This is a genomic window from Ruegeria sp. H8 (assembly GCF_056532905.1).
Window position 1 is genome coordinate 30,468 of record NZ_JBQFNY010000003.1, and the last position, 21,534, is coordinate 52,001.

Annotated in this window: 22 protein-coding genes and 1 pseudogene; 15 read left to right on the top strand and 8 right to left on the bottom strand. The window is 59.2% G+C overall.

Features of this window, described 5'->3' with window-relative positions; all coding sequences use genetic code 11:
- Positions 1-59 precede the first annotated feature (59 nt).
- The 3 genes from tmpA to ACR0A2_RS09640 are packed head-to-tail and all read left to right on the top strand — an operon-like array spanning position 60 to position 2,448.
- Positions 60-1,196 (top strand): 2-trimethylaminoethylphosphonate dioxygenase, encoded by a 1,137-nt coding sequence (gene tmpA, locus ACR0A2_RS09630; protein ID WP_480834874.1) that lies wholly within the window; start codon positions 60-62, stop codon positions 1,194-1,196.
- Positions 1,193-1,783, top strand: a complete 591-nt coding sequence (gene tmpB / locus ACR0A2_RS09635; RefSeq protein WP_171233459.1) for a (R)-1-hydroxy-2-trimethylaminoethylphosphonate oxygenase — start codon at positions 1,193-1,195, stop codon at positions 1,781-1,783. Before tmpA ends, tmpB begins: the two co-directional genes overlap by 4 nt.
- Positions 1,780-2,448 carry an ureidoglycolate lyase gene (locus ACR0A2_RS09640; RefSeq protein WP_480834875.1) on the top strand — a complete coding sequence of 223 codons (669 nt, stop codon included), beginning with the start codon at positions 1,780-1,782 and terminating at the stop codon, positions 2,446-2,448. Before tmpB ends, ACR0A2_RS09640 begins: the two co-directional genes overlap by 4 nt.
- On the opposite strand, the gene ACR0A2_RS09645 is transcribed toward ACR0A2_RS09640, so the two are convergent.
- Both ACR0A2_RS09645 and dapB read right to left on the bottom strand, forming a co-directional pair.
- Positions 2,435-3,118 carry a DUF2306 domain-containing protein gene (locus ACR0A2_RS09645; RefSeq protein ID WP_480834876.1) on the bottom strand — a complete coding sequence of 228 codons (684 nt, stop codon included), beginning with the start codon at positions 3,116-3,118 and terminating at the stop codon, positions 2,435-2,437. The genes ACR0A2_RS09640 and ACR0A2_RS09645 overlap by 14 nt on opposite strands.
- Before the next feature lie 39 nt (positions 3,119-3,157).
- Positions 3,158-3,967: a 4-hydroxy-tetrahydrodipicolinate reductase gene (dapB, locus tag ACR0A2_RS09650; RefSeq protein WP_171640079.1), complete on the bottom strand. Its 810-nt coding sequence runs from the start codon at positions 3,965-3,967 to the stop codon at positions 3,158-3,160.
- 91 nt (positions 3,968-4,058) lie between these two features.
- Between dapB and rbfA the strand changes: the two genes are divergently transcribed.
- The 6 genes from rbfA to rpsO all read left to right on the top strand — a co-directional run bounded on the left by rbfA (position 4,059) and on the right by rpsO (position 8,200).
- A complete protein-coding gene (gene rbfA / locus ACR0A2_RS09655) occupies positions 4,059-4,454 on the top strand; it encodes a 30S ribosome-binding factor RbfA (protein WP_171640081.1) in 396 nt (131 codons plus the stop codon).
- Positions 4,451-5,188: a phosphodiester glycosidase family protein gene (locus tag ACR0A2_RS09660; RefSeq protein WP_480834877.1), complete on the top strand. Its 738-nt coding sequence runs from the start codon at positions 4,451-4,453 to the stop codon at positions 5,186-5,188. The genes rbfA and ACR0A2_RS09660 overlap by 4 nt, the downstream gene beginning before the upstream one ends.
- Positions 5,189-5,248: 60 nt before the next feature.
- Positions 5,249-6,154 (top strand): tRNA pseudouridine(55) synthase TruB, encoded by a 906-nt coding sequence (gene truB, locus ACR0A2_RS09665; protein WP_480834878.1) that lies wholly within the window; start codon positions 5,249-5,251, stop codon positions 6,152-6,154.
- A gap of 21 nt (positions 6,155-6,175) precedes the next feature.
- Entirely contained in the window at positions 6,176-6,679 is a 504-nt protein-coding gene (locus ACR0A2_RS09670; protein ID WP_152459379.1) for a DUF1643 domain-containing protein, read from the top strand.
- A 94-nt stretch (positions 6,680-6,773) separates the two neighbouring features.
- Positions 6,774-7,787 (top strand): calcium-binding protein, encoded by a 1,014-nt coding sequence (locus ACR0A2_RS09675; protein WP_480834879.1) that lies wholly within the window; start codon positions 6,774-6,776, stop codon positions 7,785-7,787.
- Between the two features lie 143 nt (positions 7,788-7,930).
- Positions 7,931-8,200: a 30S ribosomal protein S15 gene (rpsO, locus tag ACR0A2_RS09680; protein WP_152459381.1), complete on the top strand. Its 270-nt coding sequence runs from the start codon at positions 7,931-7,933 to the stop codon at positions 8,198-8,200.
- 163 nt (positions 8,201-8,363) lie between these two features.
- Here the strand turns inward: rpsO and ACR0A2_RS09685 are convergent, their stop codons facing one another.
- Both ACR0A2_RS09685 and ACR0A2_RS09690 read right to left on the bottom strand, forming a co-directional pair.
- Positions 8,364-9,116, bottom strand: a complete 753-nt coding sequence (locus ACR0A2_RS09685) for a class I SAM-dependent methyltransferase (RefSeq protein ID WP_480834880.1) — start codon at positions 9,114-9,116, stop codon at positions 8,364-8,366.
- Positions 9,117-9,459: 343 nt separating this feature from the next.
- The gene (locus tag ACR0A2_RS09690) at positions 9,460-11,061 is read right to left on the bottom strand and encodes a BCCT family transporter (protein WP_152459384.1); all 1,602 of its coding nucleotides are present in this window, start codon (positions 11,059-11,061) and stop codon (positions 9,460-9,462) included.
- A gap of 482 nt (positions 11,062-11,543) precedes the next feature.
- On the opposite strand from ACR0A2_RS09690, the gene pnp reads away from it, so the two are divergent.
- On the top strand, positions 11,544-13,694 hold the full coding sequence (gene pnp, locus ACR0A2_RS09695) for a polyribonucleotide nucleotidyltransferase (RefSeq protein ID WP_480834881.1): 2,151 nt from the start codon (positions 11,544-11,546) through the stop codon (positions 13,692-13,694).
- Between the two features lie 544 nt (positions 13,695-14,238).
- Positions 14,239-14,670, top strand: a pseudogene (locus tag ACR0A2_RS09700) (Hint domain-containing protein); the annotation flags it as partial.
- Positions 14,671-14,884: 214 nt separating this feature from the next.
- Here ACR0A2_RS09700 and ACR0A2_RS09705 read toward each other — a convergent pair.
- The gene (locus tag ACR0A2_RS09705; RefSeq protein WP_171616995.1) at positions 14,885-15,520 is read right to left on the bottom strand and encodes a DUF1326 domain-containing protein; all 636 of its coding nucleotides are present in this window, start codon (positions 15,518-15,520) and stop codon (positions 14,885-14,887) included.
- 235 nt (positions 15,521-15,755) lie between these two features.
- Between ACR0A2_RS09705 and ACR0A2_RS09710 the strand changes: the two genes are divergently transcribed.
- From ACR0A2_RS09710 to ACR0A2_RS09720, 3 genes are all read left to right on the top strand, one after another.
- Positions 15,756-16,028 (top strand): PepSY domain-containing protein, encoded by a 273-nt coding sequence (locus ACR0A2_RS09710; RefSeq protein WP_171233448.1) that lies wholly within the window; start codon positions 15,756-15,758, stop codon positions 16,026-16,028.
- Between the two features lie 23 nt (positions 16,029-16,051).
- Positions 16,052-16,552: a helix-turn-helix transcriptional regulator gene (locus tag ACR0A2_RS09715; protein WP_480834882.1), complete on the top strand. Its 501-nt coding sequence runs from the start codon at positions 16,052-16,054 to the stop codon at positions 16,550-16,552.
- 139 nt (positions 16,553-16,691) lie between these two features.
- A complete protein-coding gene (locus tag ACR0A2_RS09720; protein ID WP_171640104.1) occupies positions 16,692-17,381 on the top strand; it encodes an outer membrane protein in 690 nt (229 codons plus the stop codon).
- Positions 17,382-17,607: 226 nt separating this feature from the next.
- Here ACR0A2_RS09720 and ACR0A2_RS09725 read toward each other — a convergent pair whose 3' ends face one another.
- A complete protein-coding gene (locus ACR0A2_RS09725; RefSeq protein WP_152459391.1) occupies positions 17,608-18,258 on the bottom strand; it encodes a peroxiredoxin in 651 nt (216 codons plus the stop codon).
- Between the two features lie 213 nt (positions 18,259-18,471).
- Between ACR0A2_RS09725 and ACR0A2_RS09730 the strand changes: the two genes are divergently transcribed.
- Complete coding sequence (locus tag ACR0A2_RS09730) at positions 18,472-19,911, top strand: aldehyde dehydrogenase family protein (protein ID WP_480834883.1); 1,440 nt, start codon at positions 18,472-18,474, stop codon at positions 19,909-19,911.
- 60 nt (positions 19,912-19,971) lie between these two features.
- On the opposite strand, the gene ACR0A2_RS09735 is transcribed toward ACR0A2_RS09730, so the two are convergent.
- Both ACR0A2_RS09735 and ACR0A2_RS09740 read right to left on the bottom strand, forming a co-directional pair.
- Positions 19,972-20,406 carry a glyoxalase superfamily protein gene (locus ACR0A2_RS09735; protein ID WP_480834884.1) on the bottom strand — a complete coding sequence of 145 codons (435 nt, stop codon included), beginning with the start codon at positions 20,404-20,406 and terminating at the stop codon, positions 19,972-19,974.
- 177 nt (positions 20,407-20,583) lie between these two features.
- Positions 20,584-21,435: a bifunctional helix-turn-helix domain-containing protein/methylated-DNA--[protein]-cysteine S-methyltransferase gene (locus ACR0A2_RS09740; protein WP_480834885.1), complete on the bottom strand. Its 852-nt coding sequence runs from the start codon at positions 21,433-21,435 to the stop codon at positions 20,584-20,586.
- Between the last annotated feature and the right edge of the window lie 99 nt (positions 21,436-21,534).

Sequence of the window (21,534 nt, forward strand, 5' to 3'; positions counted from 1 at the left end):
GTAATGCCATGAAAAGCGTATCTGCTCAACCGAAGCTCGCGCCGAACAGGAGACCCCAAATGCTGCGCACCGCCACCCATGACACTTCGGTCGTCACCGTCGCGTTCGACACAGGAACGCAAGCCCGCTTTCACGCCGTCTGGTTGCGCGACAACGCGCTGGACCCGGAAACCCGGGCCCCGGGCAACGGCCAGCGGCTGATCACCATCGGCGATATCCCTGCTGACATCTCGGTCAGTTCAGCCGAGGTTGTCGCGGGCGGCCTTCAGGTTACGTTCCAGCCCGAAGACAAAACCGTTACTTTCCCGGCCGAATGGCTGGCCGAACACAACTATGATTGCGAACGGGACGACACGCTGGGCCGCACCGGCCCCGGCATCATCACCTGGGAAGGCGGGATCGCCGCACCCTCTGGCGACTGGAACGAGGTTCATGCCAGCCCTGCGGCCAAACGCAGCTGGCTGGCGTCTGTGGCGAGTTACGGCTTTGCCAAGCTGACGGGCGGGCCAACCGAACCAGAGTCGCTTTTGAAAGTGGCCGACCTGTTCGGCTATGTCCGCGAAACCAACTATGGCCCTTATTTCGAGGTTCGGACGGAAGTGAACCCGACCAACCTCGCCTATACCGGGCTTGGCTTGCAGGCCCACACCGACAACCCCTATCGCGACCCTGTGCCGACGCTGCAAATCCTCTATTGTCTGGAAAACAGCGCCGAAGGGGGCGACTCGATCGTGGTCGACGGCTTTCGCGCTGCCGAAAAGCTGCGTGCGCAGAACCCCGAAGGTTTTGCGCTGCTGGCAGGCTACCCGGCACGGTTTGAATACAAAGGGTCTGACGGTGTCTGCCTGCGGTCCCGCCGTCCGATGATCGAATTGTCGCCGGATGGCGAACTGGTTGGCATTCGCTTCAACAACCGTTCCTCAGCGCCTTTCGTGGACGTGCCTTTCGACAGGATGGAAGCCTATTACGCGGCTTATCGCCAACTGGGCGAGATCATCGACGACCCGGCCATGGGCGTGTCGTTCAAACTGGAGCCGGGCGAAAGCTTCATCGTCGACAACACCCGTGTCCTGCATGCACGGCTGGGCTATTCCGGTGCCGGTTCGCGCTGGTTGCAGGGATGCTATGCCGACAAGGACGGGTTGCTGTCCACACTGGCGGCGATGGAGATGATGCAGCCGGAGGCAGCGGAATGAAGCCCGATTTCTCGACCCTGAACCGGGACAATATCGTCGCCTTCATCGGAGATATCTTCGAACGCCGCGGCGGTGAGGAATATCTTGGAGAACCCGTCACCATGGCCCAGCACATGCTGCAAGGCGCCACCATCGCCGAACAGAACGGCCAGCCTGAAGAGATCATCGTCGGCGCCTTGTTGCATGATATCGGCCATTTCACATCCGAGTTCGGGACCTACCACCCCGATGATACCGAAGATCGCCACCACGAAGATGCGGGTGCTGAGGTGCTGGAACAGTTCTTCCCTTCGGTCATCACCGATTGCTGCCGCTATCACGTGGCCGCCAAACGGTATCTCTGCGCCACCAAGCCCGAATATTTCAACCGCCTCTCTGCCGCCTCGGTCCATACCTTGAAACTGCAAGGCGGCCCGATGAGCGCCGAAGAAGTCGCCGCCTTCGAATCCAATCCTAACCTGAAAGAGATCATTCAGGTCCGGTATCTGGATGAGGCCGGCAAACGGGCGGATATGGAGACGCCGGATTTCGCCCATTTCGCACCGATGGTGCAGCGCATGGTCGACAAACACCTGGGGGCATCATGACCGCACCCGAGTACATCTTCGAGGCCAGTTCCAAGCCATCCCTGCCGTGGCACGAGGTTCCCCTGATCCGGGCGACGGACAGCACGGTCAAGGGGTACGGCTGTTTGGTCGACGACCCCGAAACCTTTGAAATCGAGATCGTACGCTGGCCGCAGCAGGGCTGGCGACCGATTGACGACGGCACGGGTGACGAAGGCGGCTGGGTTGAAGGCACGTTCAAATGCGATTGGCAGGGTGACGTGCTTTACGGTGAGAACGAGGCGGTCAAAGGCCACTATGTGCTGGGTTGGTCCGCCGACCCCCAACAGGCGCAAACCGACCGACAAACGGCCCCGCGGGATCAAGTGTTGCTGTGGCATATGAACTATCACCCCGATGGCGGGCAGATGTTCTGGCCGCTGGACAACAAGCCCTTCATCGTGCCCGCGGCCCTGCCCGGCGACAATCTGACCCTCGAAAAGGTGGTGGCATTCTGGTGCGACGGGTCAAAGGGGCTCTATATCCATCCCGGCATCTGGCACGAGGGGATTTTCCCGGTTGAAGACAACCAGCGTTTCCTTGACCGGCAAGGGGCCGTTCACGCGCGCATCAGCGCGGATATCGGCAACGAGTTCGGCGTCTACCTCGCCTGCCCCTTGCGGGCCGACAAGATCAGGAACCTGTGACTAGGGCATTTTGATGAGCGGAACGGCTGCGGGCGATCCAGATCTGCACGGCCAGCAGATAAGGCACAAAGAACGCGAAATTCTGCACCAGATCAAAAGGGCCCGAGAAATCGGGCTCTGACCCCACCCCTCCGGTCAGCAGATACCACAGTGTGTAATGCACGCGGTAAAGCCACGACCCCAACGCCAGCCAGAAGAGCCGCAATCCCCATGCCCAATGGCCTGCGCGATCCCCTTCCAAAGCCCTGCGCGCCACCATCAGCGCAGCCGTGAAAAGACACAGCCCGTACAGAAAAAAGGAGGCAGACATCAGCGGCCCTCCGATGGTTCCGCGCAGGGGAATATAGATCATGCCCGCCAGCCCGGTGATCCATGCCAGCGCCACCAGACAGGCTCCCATCATGCGGTGAAATCGATTGTACCTGAGCCGCAGCCCCTTCAACAGTTGAAGCGGGACGAGTGCGACCAAAAAAGTTCCTGCCAGAATGTGCACCAACATCGCGGCATTGCCGACATTCTCACCATCAGCGAACAAATAGCTGTTCCGGGCGGCGTCCTGCGACAGGCCTTTGCCAATCATTCCAACGCCATGCGCAACGAATGGCAACAGTGTCAGGTAAAACACCGCAAGCAGAATGCCGGTTGCCAGTCCAGAGCGCCGAATCCTCATGAATCAAAGCTTAGCGTCGGCGACCGCTTCGTCTATGGCTCACAGACCCAGCACATCCACCATGTCATATTGGCCGGGTGCCTTCCCCTGCCCCCACAGCGCCGCCTTCAGCGCGCCGCGGGCAAAAATCGCGCGGTCGCTGGCCAGATGGCGCAGAACGATGCGCTCGCCGGGCGCGGCGAACAGGACGTCATGTTCACCAACGATGTCGCCGCCGCGAATGGCGTGGAAGCCAATGTCACCACGCTTGCGCGCACCGGTGATGCCATCCCGCCCCCGGTCGGCCACATCCGACAGTTTGACGCCGCGCCCCTCGGCGGCGGCCTCGCCCAACATCAGCGCGGTGCCGGATGGCGCGTCCACCTTGTGATGGTGATGCCCTTCGATGATTTCGATATCAAAATCCTCATCCAGTGCAGCCGCGACTTTCTTGGTCAGTTGCACCAGCAGATTGACGCCAAGGCTCATGTTCCCTGCCCGCACGATCACCGCGTGGCGCGAGGCCGGTTCCAGCGCGGCGATCTGCTCATCCGTCATGCCGGTCGTACCGATCACATGCACGCAACGCGCCTGTGCGGCCAAAGCGGCAAAGTCCAGCGTCGCCTCGGGCGCGGTAAAGTCGATCACCGCCTGTGCCTGCGCAAAAGCTTCCAGCGGGTCATCGGTAACTTTGACGCCCAGCGCCTGGCCACCCATCGCTTCGCCCACATCCTGACCGACCCAGTCATGCCCTTTGCGCTCGACCACGCCGACCAGACGCGCCTGATCACTGTCGGTTACGGTCTTGATCAGCATCTGCCCCATGCGGCCCGAAGCCCCTGTGATGACGATACCCGGAATATGGGTCATGGCGGTATTCCCTTGCTGCAAACTGCTCAAAGCCTCCTACCCCGTTCGCGCCCGCTTGGCAAAGCCCCGGTTTGCGCTTAGATCGGGGATTATGGCAAAGAACAAATTCCACGATGGCCCCGGCCCGTCCCAACGACAGCTGCGCGTCGGCGAACTGATCCGCCGCACCCTGTCCGAGGTTCTAGCGCGCGGAGATGTCCACGACCCCGACCTGAACCGCATGTCGATCACAGTGGGCGAGGTGCGCACCTCGCCCGATCTGAAAATCGCCACCGCCTATGTGCTGCCGCTGGGCGGCAAAGGGCGGGAGGACGTGATCGATCTGCTCGCCCGCAACAAAAGTGAACTGCGGCGCATGGTTGGCAAAAAGGTCGGCCTGAAATTCTCGCCCGATCTTCGGTTCCGCCTTGATGACACGTTTGACCGCCTGGACGACACCCGCCGCATGTTCGAACAGGACGCGGTGCGCCGCGATCTGGACGAGTGATCCGAGCATTCGTCACATTGGGCGCGGTTGTCTGGGCCGCGCAAGCCTCTGCGGTCACTTGCGAAAAGCTGACCCATGACGACAAGCGCTATACCGTCTGCGAAGTCGACGCGGAAAACGAAGACCTGCGCCTGTTTCTCAACGACGAAAACGGGGATCTGCTGGGGCATTTCTCGTCGGTGAACGAGGCGCTGGCCCCCGGCGGCAAGCGTCTGGCCTTTGCAATGAACGCGGGCATGTACCACGATGACCGTTCGCCCGTCGGCCACTATGTCGAGAACGGCAAAGAGGTCATGCGGGTGATCTCCAACCCCGGCCCCGGCAATTTCGGCCTGCTGCCCAACGGCGTGTTCTGCATCCGCGAGGGCCGCGCTGACGTGTTCGAGACGCTGGATTTCATCGACCGGGCCCCCGACTGCCGGTTCGCCAGCCAATCTGGCCCGATGCTGGTGATCGATGGTGAACTGCACCCCCGGTTCCTGCCCGATTCGACCTCGCTCTATGTGCGCAACGGGGTGGGCACCAGCGCCGATGGCACCCGTGCGGTGTTTGCGATTTCCGAAGATTACGTCACATTCCACGAATTCGGCCGTCTGTTCCGGGACGTGCTGGAAACTCCGAATGCGCTGTTCTTCGATGGCAATATCTCTCGCATGTATGACCGCGCGAACAATCGGTCCGATGTCGGGTTTTCGCTGGGGCCGATCGTGGGTGTGGTAGAAGACGCACCTTGAAATTGACAGGACGATGGCGATCCGCTAGGTCGCGCGCCTCAGCAAGATTGAAGGTGCTATATGGGACGCAAACGCAAGGGTCGCGACATTTCCGGCTGGCTGGTGGTGGACAAACCCGCGGGCATGACGTCGACCGCTGTGGTCAACAAGGTGCGCTGGGCGATGGATGCCAAAAAGGCGGGCCATGCGGGCACGCTTGACCCCGAAGCGACCGGCGTGCTGGCTGTGGCTCTGGGTGAGGCGACCAAAACCGTTCCCTACATCACGGATGCTCTGAAAGCCTACACCTTCACTGTCCGTCTGGGCCAGGCCACCAACACTGACGATGCCGAGGGCGAAGTGATCGCCGAAAGCGATGCCCGCCCGTCAGACGAAGACATCAAGCGGGCGTTGACCCCGTTTCTGGGCGACATCATGCAGGTTCCGCCCAAGTTTTCCGCCGTGAAAATCGACGGCCAGCGCGCCTATAAACTGGCCCGCGACGGCGAAGACGTGGAACTGACAGCCCGGCCTCTTTGGGTCGAAGAACTGATCCTTGTCGACCGCCCCGACCCGGATCACGTGGTGTTGGAGATGACCTGCGGCAAGGGCGGTTATGTCCGCTCGATCGCCCGCGATCTGGGTGAAGCGCTGGGATGCCACGGCCACGTCCGGGAACTGCGCCGGATCTGGTCCGGACCGTTCGACGCCGAAGACGGGTTGAGCATCGAACAGATCGACGAAATGGCAAAGACCACGGCGCTGGACGACTATCTGCACCCGCTGGAAGCCGGCCTGTCCGACCTGCCCGAGCTCAAATGCACCCCCGAAGGCGCAACCCGCCTGCGCAATGGCAACCCGGGCATGGTGTTGGCCTCGGATGTTGAATACGGCGACGAGGCATGGGCCTCGCTGGATGGCAAGGCCGTGGCCGTGGGGGTTTACAAATCGGGCGAATTGCATCCCAGCCGGGTGTTCGCCGCCTGAACCGCGTGTTAGGCGAAAGGCATGATCACCCGAACGCACACCAAGGGCGATGCGCCCTCGACCGCCATCTACTCCGACTGCGAGAAATACCGCTATAGCCTGACCCGCGTGTGGGACCCGGCAGGGCGCAAGGCGCTGTTTGTCATGTTGAACCCGTCTACCGCGACCGAAGTGCAGAACGACCCGACGGTTGAACGCTGCGAACGTCGTGCCCGGGCGCTGGGGTTCGGCGCGTTTCAGGTGACCAACATCTTTGCCTGGCGCGACACCGATCCGCGCAAGATGCGTGCCGCTGCCGATCCGGTAGGCCCGGAAAATGACGCCGCCATTCTTGAAGGTGTTCGGTGGGCCGATCAGGTCATCGCCGCCTGGGGCACCCATGGTGCGCATCTGGACCGGGGCCCGGCGGTGGAGACCCTGTTGCGCAACACCGGCCAGCCGCTGTTCCATCTGGGCTTGACCAAAGACGGCCACCCCAAGCACCCGCTTTATGTCGCCTACAGCCAACAGCCCGAGCAATGGTGATAAAGTATTAACCATTTCAATAACTTGACTTTGACCCGATCGCCAATTGCATGGGATGTTCACCCTCGGAGCATTCTGCGATCGGAGAGGTGTCATGTTTCTGGCCGGATTGATCGGACTCGCCGCCATCGGCGGTGCCGCATACGCGATGAGCGACATGCTGATCGAAGACGAGGACGTTTCAGAGGACGGGCCCAACGAGGACCCGGAAACGGAACCCGACACCGGAGAGTTTCTTGATATTGGCGAAAACGTCGAAGACCCGGTAAACCCCGACATCGAAACCCCATCCACTGGCACCGTAATCTCTGAATTCGAAGGAGATCTCGTGATTGCCGGCAGCGATGGCCCGGACCAGGTCACCGGTCAGGACGGTGTTGACCAGATCAACGGGTTTGGCGGCGATGATACCATCGACGGCGGCAAGGGCGATGACGTTCTGCACGGGGGCGAAGGTACGGACACGATTTCGGGCGGTCAGGGTGATGATGTTCTGCACGGAGAGGCGGATGACGACTTTCTGTTCGGCAATGAGGGGGACGACGCCCTGTTCGGCCATTTCGGGGACGACACCCTGGATGGCGGCGAAGGCGAAGACGAGCTCTATGGCGGTCAGGGCGACGATACTCTGACGGGCGGGGCCGATGATGACGCGTTGCAGGGCGGTTTCGGAGACGATGCCCTGAACGGTGGCGCAGGTGAAGATACGGTCTTTGGCGGCGACGGCGATGACTTTGTCTTTGGCCTCGAAGAAGGCGCAGCCGAAAAAGACTTCCTGAATGGGGGCGCAGGTGACGACACCATTTTGGCAGGCGGCGGGGATGTGGTTAACGGTGGGCAGGGCGCCGATGACATCGTGCTGAGCCCGGGTGACGAAGACGTGACCGTCATGGGATTCCAACCCGGTGAGGACAAGTTGCTTGTCACTTGGGAGGATGAGGCTGACCCGGAGATTGAGGTGGAACCTGACGCTGAAAACGCCAATCTGACCCGGGTCATGATCAACGGTCAGGAAGTGGCGCAGGTATACGGGGCCCAAGGCATGACGGTGGCCGACATTCAATTGATCACCGAAGCGCAACTGGCCCAGTACGGGCAGATGGTCTGAGCCCGCAAATTCCCTTTGCCATTTAGTGAAAATGCGCTTATACGCGCCCATCCGCATCGGAATCGGTGCGGTTTTCTCCATGGGCCTGTGCTGGACGACATCCCGGCCTGCGCCATCAACTCTAACCTTTGAAGGAGACCCCGATGTCGATCACTGCTGAAGAAAAAGCACGCGTCATGAAAGAATTCGCAACCAAAGAGGGCGACACCGGTTCGCCTGAAGTACAGGTTGCCATCCTGACCTCGCGCATCACCACTTTGACCGAGCACTTCAAGACCCACAAGAAAGACAACCACGGTCGTCGCGGTCTGCTGAAGATGGTTGCCCAGCGCCGCAAGCTGCTGGACTACCTGAAAGGCAAAGAAGAAGCACGTTACCAGGACCTGATCAAAAAGCTGGGCATCCGCCGCTAAGCGCTTTTTTGCAAATGACCTGAAACCGGGTTTTCCGGTTCAACGCCCGCCAACCGGCGGGCGTTTTCCGTTGGATCCGCCGCAAGCGATACATCCCTCTTAACTTGCCAGAGCAGCTGAGCATTCCGTGGCCGTCAGGGAATGTCCGTTGCGGCACTTGGTTCTAAGCTTTCTGCGTGTTTTCCCAGCGCGTGGCATAGTCACTTTGCGACACACTTGCACTTGTCTTGGTGCCGGCAACAGGTTTTCGAACCACATAATCCAGAAGAACAGGCAATCCCGGACCAAAAGTTCCCAGCGGTCGCGGACGTTTCTTTGTCTTGTTGGGATCCGTCATCTTCACCACGTCACGGGCGGCGTATGGCCTCAATGGCTGCCACACGCATTTCAGAGCCTCATAGTTCATGGCGTTGACCCAAAAGCCGTACACGATCTCTGGGCAAATCTGATAGAAGCCGTGATTGATCCAGTTGTTCGATGGCGAATGTGCGATGAACACACCCCCGGGCTTCAGCATCTTGTCGATGTTCCTGTAGGCGGTCGGCAAGTCGAACACGTGCTCGCATGTTCCACCGTCATAGACAACGTCAAACCGACCAACCAGGTTTTCAGGCAGGTCCCCCGCGAGATCCTGAACGATGCTCGCACCTTCGAAATCCGAAAAATCCAGCGAATCCACTTCCGAGAACCCAAGCTTTCGAAAGAACGTTTCCGAATATCCATCATCCGGGTTGCAAAGGTCAGCTTCGGCCACTCCGGGCAGGTATTTCTGCAAGGATTCCCTGAACAATGCGGCGGACGCAGACCGGCGCGCACCAATCCAATCCTGCCGCCCAAGCATCAGAAAGCTACCTGACAGGTCATTGGATTTGACATCTTCGATCAGTCGCGCAGCCAGGACATCAACAATTGACACTCATTCCTCCGAAGGGTGGTCCAAAGCGGTTTTCTTCGCGTGAACGTCCTATTCTGCGTATTCAATGTCAACGCAATAGCAACGTCCCGGAACATGCGGCAAAGCGGGCAAGTTTCCCGGCCAGCGTAAAGTTGGCAGCTTCCCTGCCTTGCTGACATCCTGCGCCCGGGTGTTCGGCATCCGGCATCAAGCGCAGCGCCCGGCCCTTGCGGTTTTCTTCGCGCTGACGGGTGTAAAATTCCGGTCAAGACTTCGCGCAGATCTCTTTACTTTATGCAGGCTCCACAAAACCGAAGACGCCCACCAATCGGCGGGCGTCTCGTTCATGGAAAAATCTTCGGCTCTACATTTTCGCCTTTTCTGATTTCAACGCCAGCCACAGGCAGTAGCACATTATCAGAACCACCAGCGTAAAGGGGATGCCGGTTGAAACCGCCGCGCCCTGCAATGCGGAAAGACCGCCTCCCAACAGCAATGCGATGGCAACCAGGCCTTCCAAAGTGCACCAGAACACGCGCTGAACCACGGGTGCGTCCATCTTGCCGCCTGCGGTGATCGTGTCGATCACCAAAGATCCGGAATCAGACGAAGTGACGAAGAAAATCACGATCAGGACAAGGGCGATCGGGGCCACGATGCCGTACAGCGGCAGCTCCTTCAGGAAACCGAACAACGCTCCCTCAGGGGCGTAGCTGTCGATCACGGTCGCGCGCACACCTTCTGCTCCGCCTGCGTTCAGCATGTCGATGGCTGCGCCACCGAAGGTCGACATCCACAGGGCACAGACGGCTGTTGGCGCCAGCAGCGCACAGATTACGAACTCGCGCACCGTACGGCCCTTTGAAATGCGGGCAATGAACATGCCAACAAACGGTGACCATGCAATCCACCACGCCCAGTAGAAGGTTGTCCAACCGTGGAAATAGCTGGTGTCTTCCCGTCCGAACGGGTTCGACAGCGCGGGCAGGTGCAGCACGTAATCAGTCATCACGTTAAAATACCGCGCGATGGCGGTGCCTATTCCTGTCACAGCGATGACGAAAAGGAACAGCCCCACGGCCATGATCATATTGATCTCACTCAGCCGTTTGACGCCCGCATCCATGCCCAGCAAAACCGAGCCCAGCGCGATCAACGTAATGCCAATGATTAGCAGAACTACGACGGTGGGGCTGGGTTCGATGCCAAAAACCTCGTAAAGGCCAGCGGCAACCTGCTGAGCACCCAGACCGAGCGATGTGGTCAATCCGAACAACGTGGCAAAAACCGCCAACGTGTCGATGATATGGCCCCACCAGCCCCAGACCCGTTCACCCAGAATTGGATAGAAGGCCGAACGCAAAGTCAGGGGCAGGTTCAGATTATAGCTGAAGATCGCCAGGCTCAGGCCGACTGCGGCGTAAACCGCCCAGCCTTCCAGCCCCCAATGGTGAATAGTACCAACAACGCCGATATACTCATTGCCCGGAACAGCGATATCGATACCCAGCGGGCGCGCATTCCCGTCTTCGGCAAAGTTGTAGTAGACCGGCTCCATCACACCGAAAAACAAAAGACCGATACCAATACCGGCGGCGAACATCATCGCAATCCATCCGGCGTAGGAATAATCAGGCTTGGCGTCCTTGCCGCCGATCCGCACACTGCCGACGGGCAGGATGATCAGAACGAGGCAAAACAGGGTGATTGCATCTACCGAAAGGACCAGAAACCAATCGAACGTGCTGGTCAGCCAAGGCCGGAGCCAGCCGAAAAACGTAGCTGCGGCCTCTTGGTTGGCCAATGCGATCAGAACGAACGCAAAGATCATGATACTCGAGATCAGAAAGACCGGGTTGTGAATGTCCAAGCCAAACGGCCGGACGTTATCCTGCCCCAGTTCATATTCCGTTTCGAAGTCGTAAATCCGGGGGTCCGGATCCAGCATCTTCTTTGTTTGTGCCATTCGATTGCCCTTCTGTTCGCTGTCTGCAAACGCCAAGGTATTCGGTCGGCGGACGGGAATGAGTTAGTTAACCCCCTTGGCGCGTTTCCGTCATTTCGACCGCAGGCTTAATGATAAGAGCTTATACTGCCTTCATATTTTTACAAAATGCATTCGATTGCGGATATGTTAGCGCTACATGCTGTTCCGGGTTCCCGTAACCCCGGACCTGAAGAACCAACAGCGACTTGATAAGTTGAACGTTGTTCGGGCTTGAAACTTTTGCACCCGGTGGCAGCATTAGCCAGTTCCGGCATGAAACGGCCATCCGATGCAGTTTCGCTTTCCTTCCAACGCATTCTCATGTATGCGCGCGGTATCTGAGACGTTGTGCCCTGACCCCGGCACTCGAATGGAAGATAAATTGGGGTCGGCGGCAATGGGGCCGCCACGCAAAACGGGAGACCCGCAGGGGCGGGAGTGCTCCCATCTAGGATACGCATATGTTTGATGTAACGAAGAAATCGATGCAGTGGGGCGAGGAAACGCTTACACTGGAAACCGGCAAGGTTGCCCGTCAGGCTGACGGCAGCGTGATTGCCACCCTGGGCGAAACCAGCGTCATGGCCAACGTGACCTTCGCCAAGGAACAGAAGCCCGGTCAGGACTTTTTCCCGCTGACCGTGCATTACCAAGAGAAATACTATGCCGCCGGCAAGGTTCCGGGTGGCTTCTTCAAGCGCGAAGCGCGCCCGACCGAGAAAGAGACGCTGACCGCGCGTCTGATCGACCGTCCGATCCGTCCGTTGTTTGTTGACGGCTTCAAAAACGAAGTCCTGGTGATGTGTACCGTGCTGAGCCACGATCTGGTCAACGATCCCGACATCGTTGCGATGATTGCTGCTTCGGCTGCTCTGACCATCTCGGGCGCACCGTTCATGGGCCCGATCGCGGGCTGCCGCGTGGGATACACCGACGGTGAATATGTCCTGAACCCAACCGTGGACGACATGCAGGACCTGCGCCTGAACCCCGAACAGCGTCTGGACCTGGTTGTGGCCGGCACCAAAGACGCCGTGATGATGGTGGAATCGGAAGCGTACGAACTGTCCGAAGCGGAAATGCTGGGTGCGGTGAACTTTGCGCATGAGCAGATCCAACCGGTCATCGACCTGATCATCTCGCTGGCGGAAGAAGCCGCGAAAGAGCCGTTTGACTTCCAGGCGCCGGATTACTCCGAGCTTTATGCCGCCGTTAAGGCCGCCGGTGAAGAACAGATGCGCGCCGCCTTCGCGATCACCGACAAGCAAGAGCGCACCGCCGCCGTTTCCGCCGCCCGCGAAGCGATCAAAGAGGCGCTGACCGAAGAGCAGCTGGAAGACGGCAACCTCGGTTCCGCGATGAAAAAGCTGGAAGCCGGCATTCTGCGCGGCGACGTCGTCAGGGGCGGCAAGCGGATCGACGGTCGTTCGACCACCGATGTCCGCTCGATCGTTGCGGAAACCTCGATTCTGCCCCGGACCCACGGTTCTGCCCTGTTCACCCGTGGTGAAACACAGGCGCTGGCCGTGACCACGCTGGGCACCGGTGACGATGAGCAGTTCATCGACGCGCTGCATGGCAACTTCAAATCGAACTTCCTGCTGCACTACAACTTCCCCCCGTATTCGGTGGGTGAAGTTGGCCGCGTTGGTTCGCCCGGCCGTCGCGAGATCGGCCACGGCAAACTGGCATGGCGCGCGCTTCAGGCGGTTCTGCCTGCGCCGACCGATTTCCCCTACACCATCCGCGTGGTGTCGGAGATCACAGAATCCAACGGCTCGTCCTCGATGGCCTCTGTCTGCGGCGGTTCGCTGTCGATGATGGATGCGGGTGTTCCGCTGAAAGCGCCGGTTGCCGGTGTGGCCATGGGTCTGATCCTGGAAGATGACGGTGAATACGCTGTTCTGACCGACATCCTGGGTGACGAAGACCACCTGGGCGACATGGACTTCAAGGTTGCGGGCACCGAAAACGGCATCACCTCGCTCCAGATGGACATCAAGGTTGCCGGCATCACGCCGCAGATCATGGAAACCGCCCTGGCACAGGCCAAGGAAGGCCGGATGCACATTCTGGGCGAGATGGGCAAAGCCCTGTCCGAGACCAACGATTTCTCGGTCCACGCCCCGCGCATCGAGACCATGAACATCCCGACCGACAAGATCCGCGAAGTGATCGGCTCGGGCGGCAAGGTCATCCGCGAGATCGTCGAGGTTTCGGGCGCCAAGGTCGACATCAACGACGATGGCGTGATCAAGATCGCCTCGCCCGATGGTGAGTCGATCAAGAAGGCCTATGACATGATCCATTCGATCGTGGCAGAACCTGAAGAAGGTCAGATCTATACCGGCAAAGTCGTCAAGATCGTCGATTTCGGCGCCTTCGTGAACTTCTTTGGCAAGCGTGACGGTCTGGTCCACGTGTCGCAGATCGAAAACCGCCGCCTGAACCATCCGTCGGATGTTCTGAAAGAAGGTCAGGAAGTCAAAGTCAAACTGCTGGGCTTTGACGATCGCGGCAAGGTGCGCCTGTCGATGAAAGTCGTCGATCAGGAAACCGGCGAAGAGATCGTTCCGGAAAAGAAAGAAAAGAAAGAGGAAAACGCAGAGTAATCTGCCCCTCTGACCCACAGCGGAAGGCCCCGGTTTCATCCGGGGCCTTTTTGTTTGCGCGGCAGCAGGACGGTTAACTGCGTCGCAACTTTGGTAAATCAATTATTAACACTTATTGCGTGTATTGGCTCAACCTTAAGGGGGATATTGCCGTTTTCAAGGAAGCTGTTCGACCGTGGCATCGATTACTGTTTACGAAATCAGCGCAGACCCGTTCAGCAACCGCAGTGTTGATATTACTGCTGCGTATTCGGTCGACGTCACGGATAATGACGCCCTGCTGCAAGATCCCGACCCGGATGGCAGCTCGCAACTTGACCTTGGGTCTCTTCCCGGCTTTTCCGGCTCGACCCAGAATTTCAGCACGTTCGAAAACTACACAGGCACGGTCGATGGCGCGCCGGTCACGTTCATCCTGATCCAGTTTTCAAACCCGCGTTACATCATAGTCACTTCGGGTCAGGCCGAACTGAATGACACGATTTCAGACACCAGTTTTGCCGGCACCGCGCCGCCATCCGCGTATGACACTTTGCCTTCTTTCGTGTGTTTCACCACAGGATCTCTGATCCAGACACCGACAGGACTGCGCCGGGTCGAGGCGCTGGAGCCCGGCGACCCGGTCATCACCGCCGGAGGCCATGCCCGACCGGTCCGCTGGATCGGCAAGCGCCGGTTGTCCGCGGCTGAGTTGCGGCGAAACACGCACCTGTCCCCTGTACGGATCAAGGCGGGCTGTTTCGGGCCGAACAGCCCAAGCCGCGATCTCGTCATTTCCCCACAGCACCGGATTGCCGTGACCTCGACCATGATGGAGCTTATGCATTGCGAAGCAGCGATGCTGGCCCCTGCAAAGGGGCTGATCAATGGGCATACCATCGTTCAGGAAACGCCCGCACATGGGGTAGAGTACATTCATATCCTCTTTGATCAGCATGAGTTGGTGAATGTCGAAGGACTCTGGTCCGAGTCCTTTTACCCCGGTGACACAAGCCTTGGGGCAATGGCGCCCGCCACCCGAAGCGAGCTGTTCGAACTGTTCCCGGAACTGGCCAATGGTGAAGGCAGCTACGGTTCGACCGCATTGCCGGTCCTCAAACCCTTCGAAGTCCGAGTGCTGTCGGCGGATCTGGCGGTTCCGGGCTGGAAGATCCGCCCCAGTGAATCCGCAAAAGCCGCCTGACCGCAGGTCAGTGCGCGACACCACCGGGGCCATGTTTCAACAGGTGCCACTGGCCGTAGCTGTCTTTCAGATCCAGTTTGATCGCCGCATCGGCTCGGGTCGAGGCGCTGCCGATCTCGGCAATGGTGAATTCGATCCCACCGGGAATATCGATACGTACACGGTGTTCGCCGCCACCATGCGGGGCCTGAATTGGGCGCCCGGTCGACTTTAGAACGTCGCCAACGGCAACGCTGGCCGTTCGTCCTTCGATATCCATCTCAAGCTCGATCGGCAGGTACAGCGTGTCGTGCACCGTCTCACACATGGCCCGGAACACGTACCAATGGGTTGCCATCTCTTCGGTTTCTTCGCCGTGAAAGACTTTTTCCAGCGCATCGCGCTGCGCCGGTGAGGCCGCGGGGTCGACGATCACCTGCATTTCGCCGCCACCCTCGAATATTGGCCCGGGCCATGCATAGATCAACGCAGCCTTGGTTCCACTCAGATCCGTTTCGCCAAAATATCCGGTGGATATTTCAAGCACCTCGAAGCCGCGGCAATCGCCATGCGTCGGCAATTCCTCGAACTGGCAGGGGCAGGCATAGCCGCAGTTGCAGTTTCCGAAGCTTTCTCCCTCGACGTACCAATCTGTAAAAGCCATGGTTTTCTCCTGTTCAGGACAGTCAGAAAGCCCGACATCGTTGGTCACATGCCCGTATGTTTCCGCAAAACAAACTATCACAACTTGATTGCAATCTGAACCTGACGCGCGCAAACGGCCGCAAATGGCATAAACCTTGGTTCCATTCGCCCTGTTTCAACCAAAAACCAATCGCAGGTGTCCGCTGCCATCCCCAGTTCGATCGCATCGCCACAACGCAAAAAGGAGATGCGATATGGAAACCTTGAAACTGCTGACACTGACGGGATTGATCGCAACCGCACCGGTTCTTGCTTTGGCCAATGTCGGACTGGGCGACAAACTGGGCACAAGCGAAGCCGATATCCGCGCGGCCCTTGAAGCCCAGGGGTACCAAATCGAAGAGATCGAATTCGAAGGTGGGAAGATCGAGGTTGAACTCACCAAGGATGGCGTGGAAACTGAACTGGTTCTGTCTGACACGGACGGGGTGGTGACGGCCATCGAGCTCGAAGAAGACGACGACTGAACCTGCAACGTCCAAGGGGCCGCATGAAAGTACCTCAAACGTCTTTGCTCTGGCTTCTTCTGGTGGTGCAGGCCCTCTGCGCCGCCTTTTTCATGACCGATGCGCTGCTGGATTGGACAGGCGGCGACGGCGCAGGGTTTCGTCACCTTCATTCGTTCGAGCTGTTTCTGTCGCTGGCGCTTGTCGGCGGCCTGAGCGCCACGATCGCCCTGATCCGTTCCCAGTCCAGACGGGTGCGCGACGTGCAGCGGCAACTGCAAGTGGCGCAAGGGGCTTTTGCCCAGGTCATCGAAACCCAGTTCAGCGCGTGGCAGCTCAGTGATGCTGAGCGTGACGTCGCCATGCTGACGATCAAGGGTCTTTCCATCGCGGAAATCGCCGGAATGCGACAGACGAAAGAAGGAACGATCAAGGCCCAAAGCGCCGCGGTCTATCGAAAGGCGGGCGTTTCCAGCAGGGTGCAGTTGCTCAGTTTCTTTGTCGACGAACTTCTTTCAGAACCCTTGGTCAGGGATGTGCCCTGAAACAGTGGCTGAACCTCGTGCCTATTCACTCATACATTCCTAAAAACCTGTGAAACGAAGTGAAGGCCCGGCGCCTTTCTTTTTGGGCCAGCCTCGTCCACATCCATGGCATGCGGACTTTGGAACACTGGAGATGGTTATGTTCACGCGCCTCATTCTCGCCTCTTCGGCACTGGCGATCAGCGCAACGGTGCTTGCCGCGCAAAGCCTGGGCGACGGCACCTATATTCACGGCTTCATCGGCTACAGCCAGCTACAGGACAGCGATTTCACCGGGACCATCGGTGGCGCGACGCAATCGGTCGATACCGAATTCGACGCAGGTTTCGGACTGGGCCTCGCGATAGGCAAGGAAATCCCGCAATGGTCCAACGACATCATCGGAACGCGGATCGAGCTGGAACTGTCTTATCGCGACAGTGACGTGGATGGTGTGAACTTTACCGGCAATGGTCCGGGGCCCGAGGGCAATATCTCGGGCGACGTCACGCAAACCTCGTTATTTGCCAATCTGCTGTTCGATTTCAAACAGGCCGGCGCGCTGACACCGTTTGCCGGGTTTGGTCTGGGGGCCACCTATTCGGATCTGGATTTTTCTTACGGGCCGGGTGTGGCGCTGAACGACACCGACACCACCTTGGCCGCCCAGCTGATCGCCGGTGTGGCATATGACATCAACGCGTCGACAGCGTTCACCGTTGATGCCCGTTACGCCCGTGCCTTTGATGTTTCGTCGCAGCGCCTGGCCCCCAACGGAGCTTTGACCGGCAACGTAGAGGACGATCTGGATACTTTCAGCATCAATTTCGGACTTCGCCATAATTTCTGATTGCTTCGGGTGTCAGGTTTCTCTCCGGTTTCCTGCCCCTCTTCGCCCTCGCGCCTCAGGCGCGGGGGCACCCGGAAAACCCCGAATAATGCAGCGCGCGCTGGATATGCCTGTGGTTGCCCGATCTGCAACAACCGCCTGCTTCATCTGGCTAAAATATCCTCGGGGGGGATCGTGCCTGCGGGCACGATGGGGGGCAGACAGCCCCCCTGACCCGGCAACCGGTTTACGACGGCGCTTTGGTCTTGCGCAGATAGGGGAAGATCGTTTCGAACTCGCCAAACTTGGCCTTGGCGTCTTCGTTCGACACGGTTGGCGGGATGATCACGTCTTCACCCGGCACCCAGTTGGCAGGTGTTGCAACGCCCTTGGCCGACATCTGCAAACCGTCAAGCGCGCGCAGAATTTCGGCAAAGTTCCGGCCCACTGTCATCGGGTAGGTCATCGACAGCTTCAGCTGCTTGTCCGGGCCGATGATAAAGACGGAACGCACCGTGGCACTGTCAGCCGGTGTACGGCCATCGGGCAGATAGGCTTCGGCAGGCAGCATGTCGAAAGCCTTGGACACAGCCAGACCGTCATCGGCGATGATCGGAAAGCCGGGGTTGGCCTTGCCGTATTCCTCGATGTCCTTCTTCCACTTCTTGTGGTCTTCGACGCCATCGACCGATACGCCGATCACCTTGGTGTTGCGCGCGGCCCATTCGTCATTCAACTGCGCAACGGCCGAAAACTCGGTGGTGCAAACAGGTGTGAAATCCTTTGGGTGCGAGAACAGAATGGCCCAGCTGTCGCCAATCCAGTCGTGAAACTGAATGGTGCCCTGATCCGTTTCTGCCGTGAAATTCGGAACGGTGTCGTTGATACGCAAACCCATGGGGCATCTCCTTCTCTGTGAAAAACCTGAATCGGTTGTTTGGAACCTAATCACTTTGTGTGCAGGTTAAACCGTCCATCACGCTTGGGGATACGGAATTCGTGGGCATTGTCAGAAAATAATTTGATCAAATTCACTATTGCTCAGCCTGTGCATGGGTGACAGAGTGGCCCCGAACAGCCGGTTTCAGGCAGACCTTCAGGAGGGCTCAGGATGATCGAAAAGCGGGATTTCTATATTAATGGTCAGTGGGTGGCCCCATCGCAGCCCAATGACTTCGAGGTCATCAACCCGTCAACCGAAGACCCCTGCGCCGTGATCTCGCTTGGCGCCGAAGCCGACACGAATGCGGCCGTTGCCGCGGCCAAGGCCGCCCTGCCGGGCTGGATGGCCACGCCAGTGGAAACCCGCGTCGCGCTGGTGGAAAAACTGGTCGAACTCTATGCAACCCGGGCAGAGGATCTGGCGCAGGCGATGTCGCTGGAAATGGGCGCCCCGATCGATCTGGCGCGCTCGGCGCAGGCGGGTGCCGGCACCTATCACCTGAAGAACTTCATCCGCGCCGCCAGGTCGTTCGAATTTGAACGCCCACTGGGGGATCATGCACCGAATGATCGCATCATTTACGAGGCGGTTGGCGTTGCCGCTTTGATCACGCCGTGGAACTGGCCGATGAACCAGATCACGCTCAAGGTTGGGGCTGCTGCGATTGCGGGCTGCACGATGGTGCTGAAACCGTCGGAACAAAGCCCGCTGAACGCGATGATCTTTGCCGAGATGATGGACGAGGCAGGTTTCCCGCCCGGTGTGTTCAATCTGGTCAACGGCGACGGCGCGGGTGTTGGTTCGCAACTTTCGGGCCATCCGGATGTGGACATGGTTAGCTTCACCGGCTCGACCCGCGCAGGCACCGCGATTTCCAAAAATGCGGCTGAAACCCTCAAGAAAGTACATCTTGAACTTGGAGGCAAAGGGGCCAACGTCATCTTTGAGGACGCGGACGAAAAAGCGGTCAAGCGTGGGGTGCTGCACATGATGCAAAACACCGGCCAGAGCTGCAACGCCCCCAGCCGGATGCTGGTGCAACGCCCGATCTATGACAAGGCTGTGGAAACCGCGGCCGAGGTCGCAAACATGGTCAAGGTTGGCCCTGCCTCAGAGGAAGGCCGCCATATCGGCCCGGTGGTGAATGAAGTTCAGTGGACCAAGATTCAGGACCTGATCCAGAAGGGCATCGATGAAGGGGCGCGGCTGGTCGCAGGTGGCACCGGACGGCCAGAGGGGCTGAACAAGGGCTACTATGTCCGCCCCACGGTCTTTGCCGATGCAAACAACCAGATGACCATCGCCCGCGAAGAAATCTTTGGCCCGGTTCTGACCATGATCCCCTTCGACACCGAAGAAGAGGCTGTCGAAATTGCCAATGATACACCCTATGGCCTGACCAACTATGTTCAGACGCAGGACGGCGCGCGTGCCAATCGCATGGCGCGGGCGCTGCGGTCGGGCATGGTCGAAATGAACGGACAATCGCGCAGCGCGGGCTCACCGTTCGGCGGCATGAAGCAATCCGGCAACGGGCGTGAAGGCGGCGTCTTTGGGCTTGAGGACTTCCTCGAGATCAAAGCTGTCGGTGGTTGGGCGGCAGAGTAACTATACCTGCAAAGCAGACAGATCGGGCGGGGCAACGCGGTTGGCCCCGCCCACAACCCCCTATAGGGGCCGTACCACAAGCTGGGGTACGCCATCGGACGTGCGGCGCCGGGATTGACCGTCCCACCCAATCTCTCCGGTGACGCGCTGTCGAAATGCAGAAAAGCTGTCAAAGCGCACCACATCTACCGGCGCATCGAAATGCAGGGTCACTCGGCGACGCGCGCCATCGCCAAGAATGGTCATACCGCGAATTTCGGCCGTGAACGCCTGACCCAGATAGCGCCCTTCGACCCGATCACCCACGCGCAGATGCATCCGGTTTCCGGCCATTGCGTGCAAGGTGTTCCAGTCTCGAACGCCATGCTGATGGGCCAGCAGTTCCAATGCCGCACTGTGCGACAGCGAAACGCCCTTCGTTTTCAAGTCTTCCCGCAGGCGTTTCGCCTGCGCTTTCAGCTCTTCAACCGGAGCAACGGTTCGGGATCGTGTCATCATGTGCCTCGTGTCCTTGAACGGGCGCGAAGTCAGGACGGGGCTCGCATTTCCATCCGCGCGCCGGGAAAGGGCAACAGATGCTTTTCAAACCGGGTTTCACCAAAGCCAATGGCCGCGAACGGCAGGGGACCCGAACCTGAGGTGCCTTTTGGCAGCGGCCGGGCCGTATGTCAATCAGGCGTCTGCCTGCGCCGCCTCATAGGCCAGCATGGCACGCTTTACAGGCAAGCCCCAGTGGTAGCCCCCCAGACCACCTGATTTGCGCAATGCCCGATGGCAGGGGATCAACCAACTGACCGGGTTGCGGCCAACTGCCGTTCCAACGGCGCGAACGGCTTGCGGCGAGCCGATTCGCTGGGCGATCTCGGAATAGGTCGTGACCTGCCCGGACGGGATATGCATCAGCGCTTCCCACACCTTGATTTGCAAAGGTGATCCGATCAGGAAAACCGGTGTCGGCTCCAACCGGTCGCTGGCAGCGCCAAAAGCACTCAGCGCCCAAGGACGCAGGCGCATCGGATCTTCGACAAACGTCGCCTTGGGCCAGCGCGAGATCATGTCGTCCATCGCGGCCTCTTCGCCAGTCTCGGCACCGAAGGCGATGCCGCAGATGCCCTTGTCGGTCCCCATGACCAGCGCAGGGCCAAAGGGGCATTCGAACCACCCCCAATAGATCGTCAGGCCTTCGCCCTTGCGGGCATATTCGCCGGGGCTCATCGATTCCCACTTCAGGAACAGATCATGCAGACGCCCGCTGCCGGACAGGCCCACATTGTGGGCCGTTTCCAATGTCGTAAACCGTTCACGCAACAATGCCTTCGCATGGCCCAGCGTCAGGTATTGTTGATACCGTTTCGGTGACACTCCGGTCCAACGCGAGAACAAACGCTGGAAATGGGCCGGGCTCATATCCATCTGGCGTGCCAGTTCATCAAGGCTCAGGCCTTCACCGTCCTGATCGATCAACTCGATTGCCCGGCGCATGACGTTGTAATGATAACCGCTTTCTGGGGTCTGGACGTTCATGGTTCCACCTCATCATCTGACAAAACCATAGCGCGACGGCCACGCTGCCGCGACCCGGAACTTGCGCATTGGCTTTGTGCTTGTGTCAGGGCGCGGTGG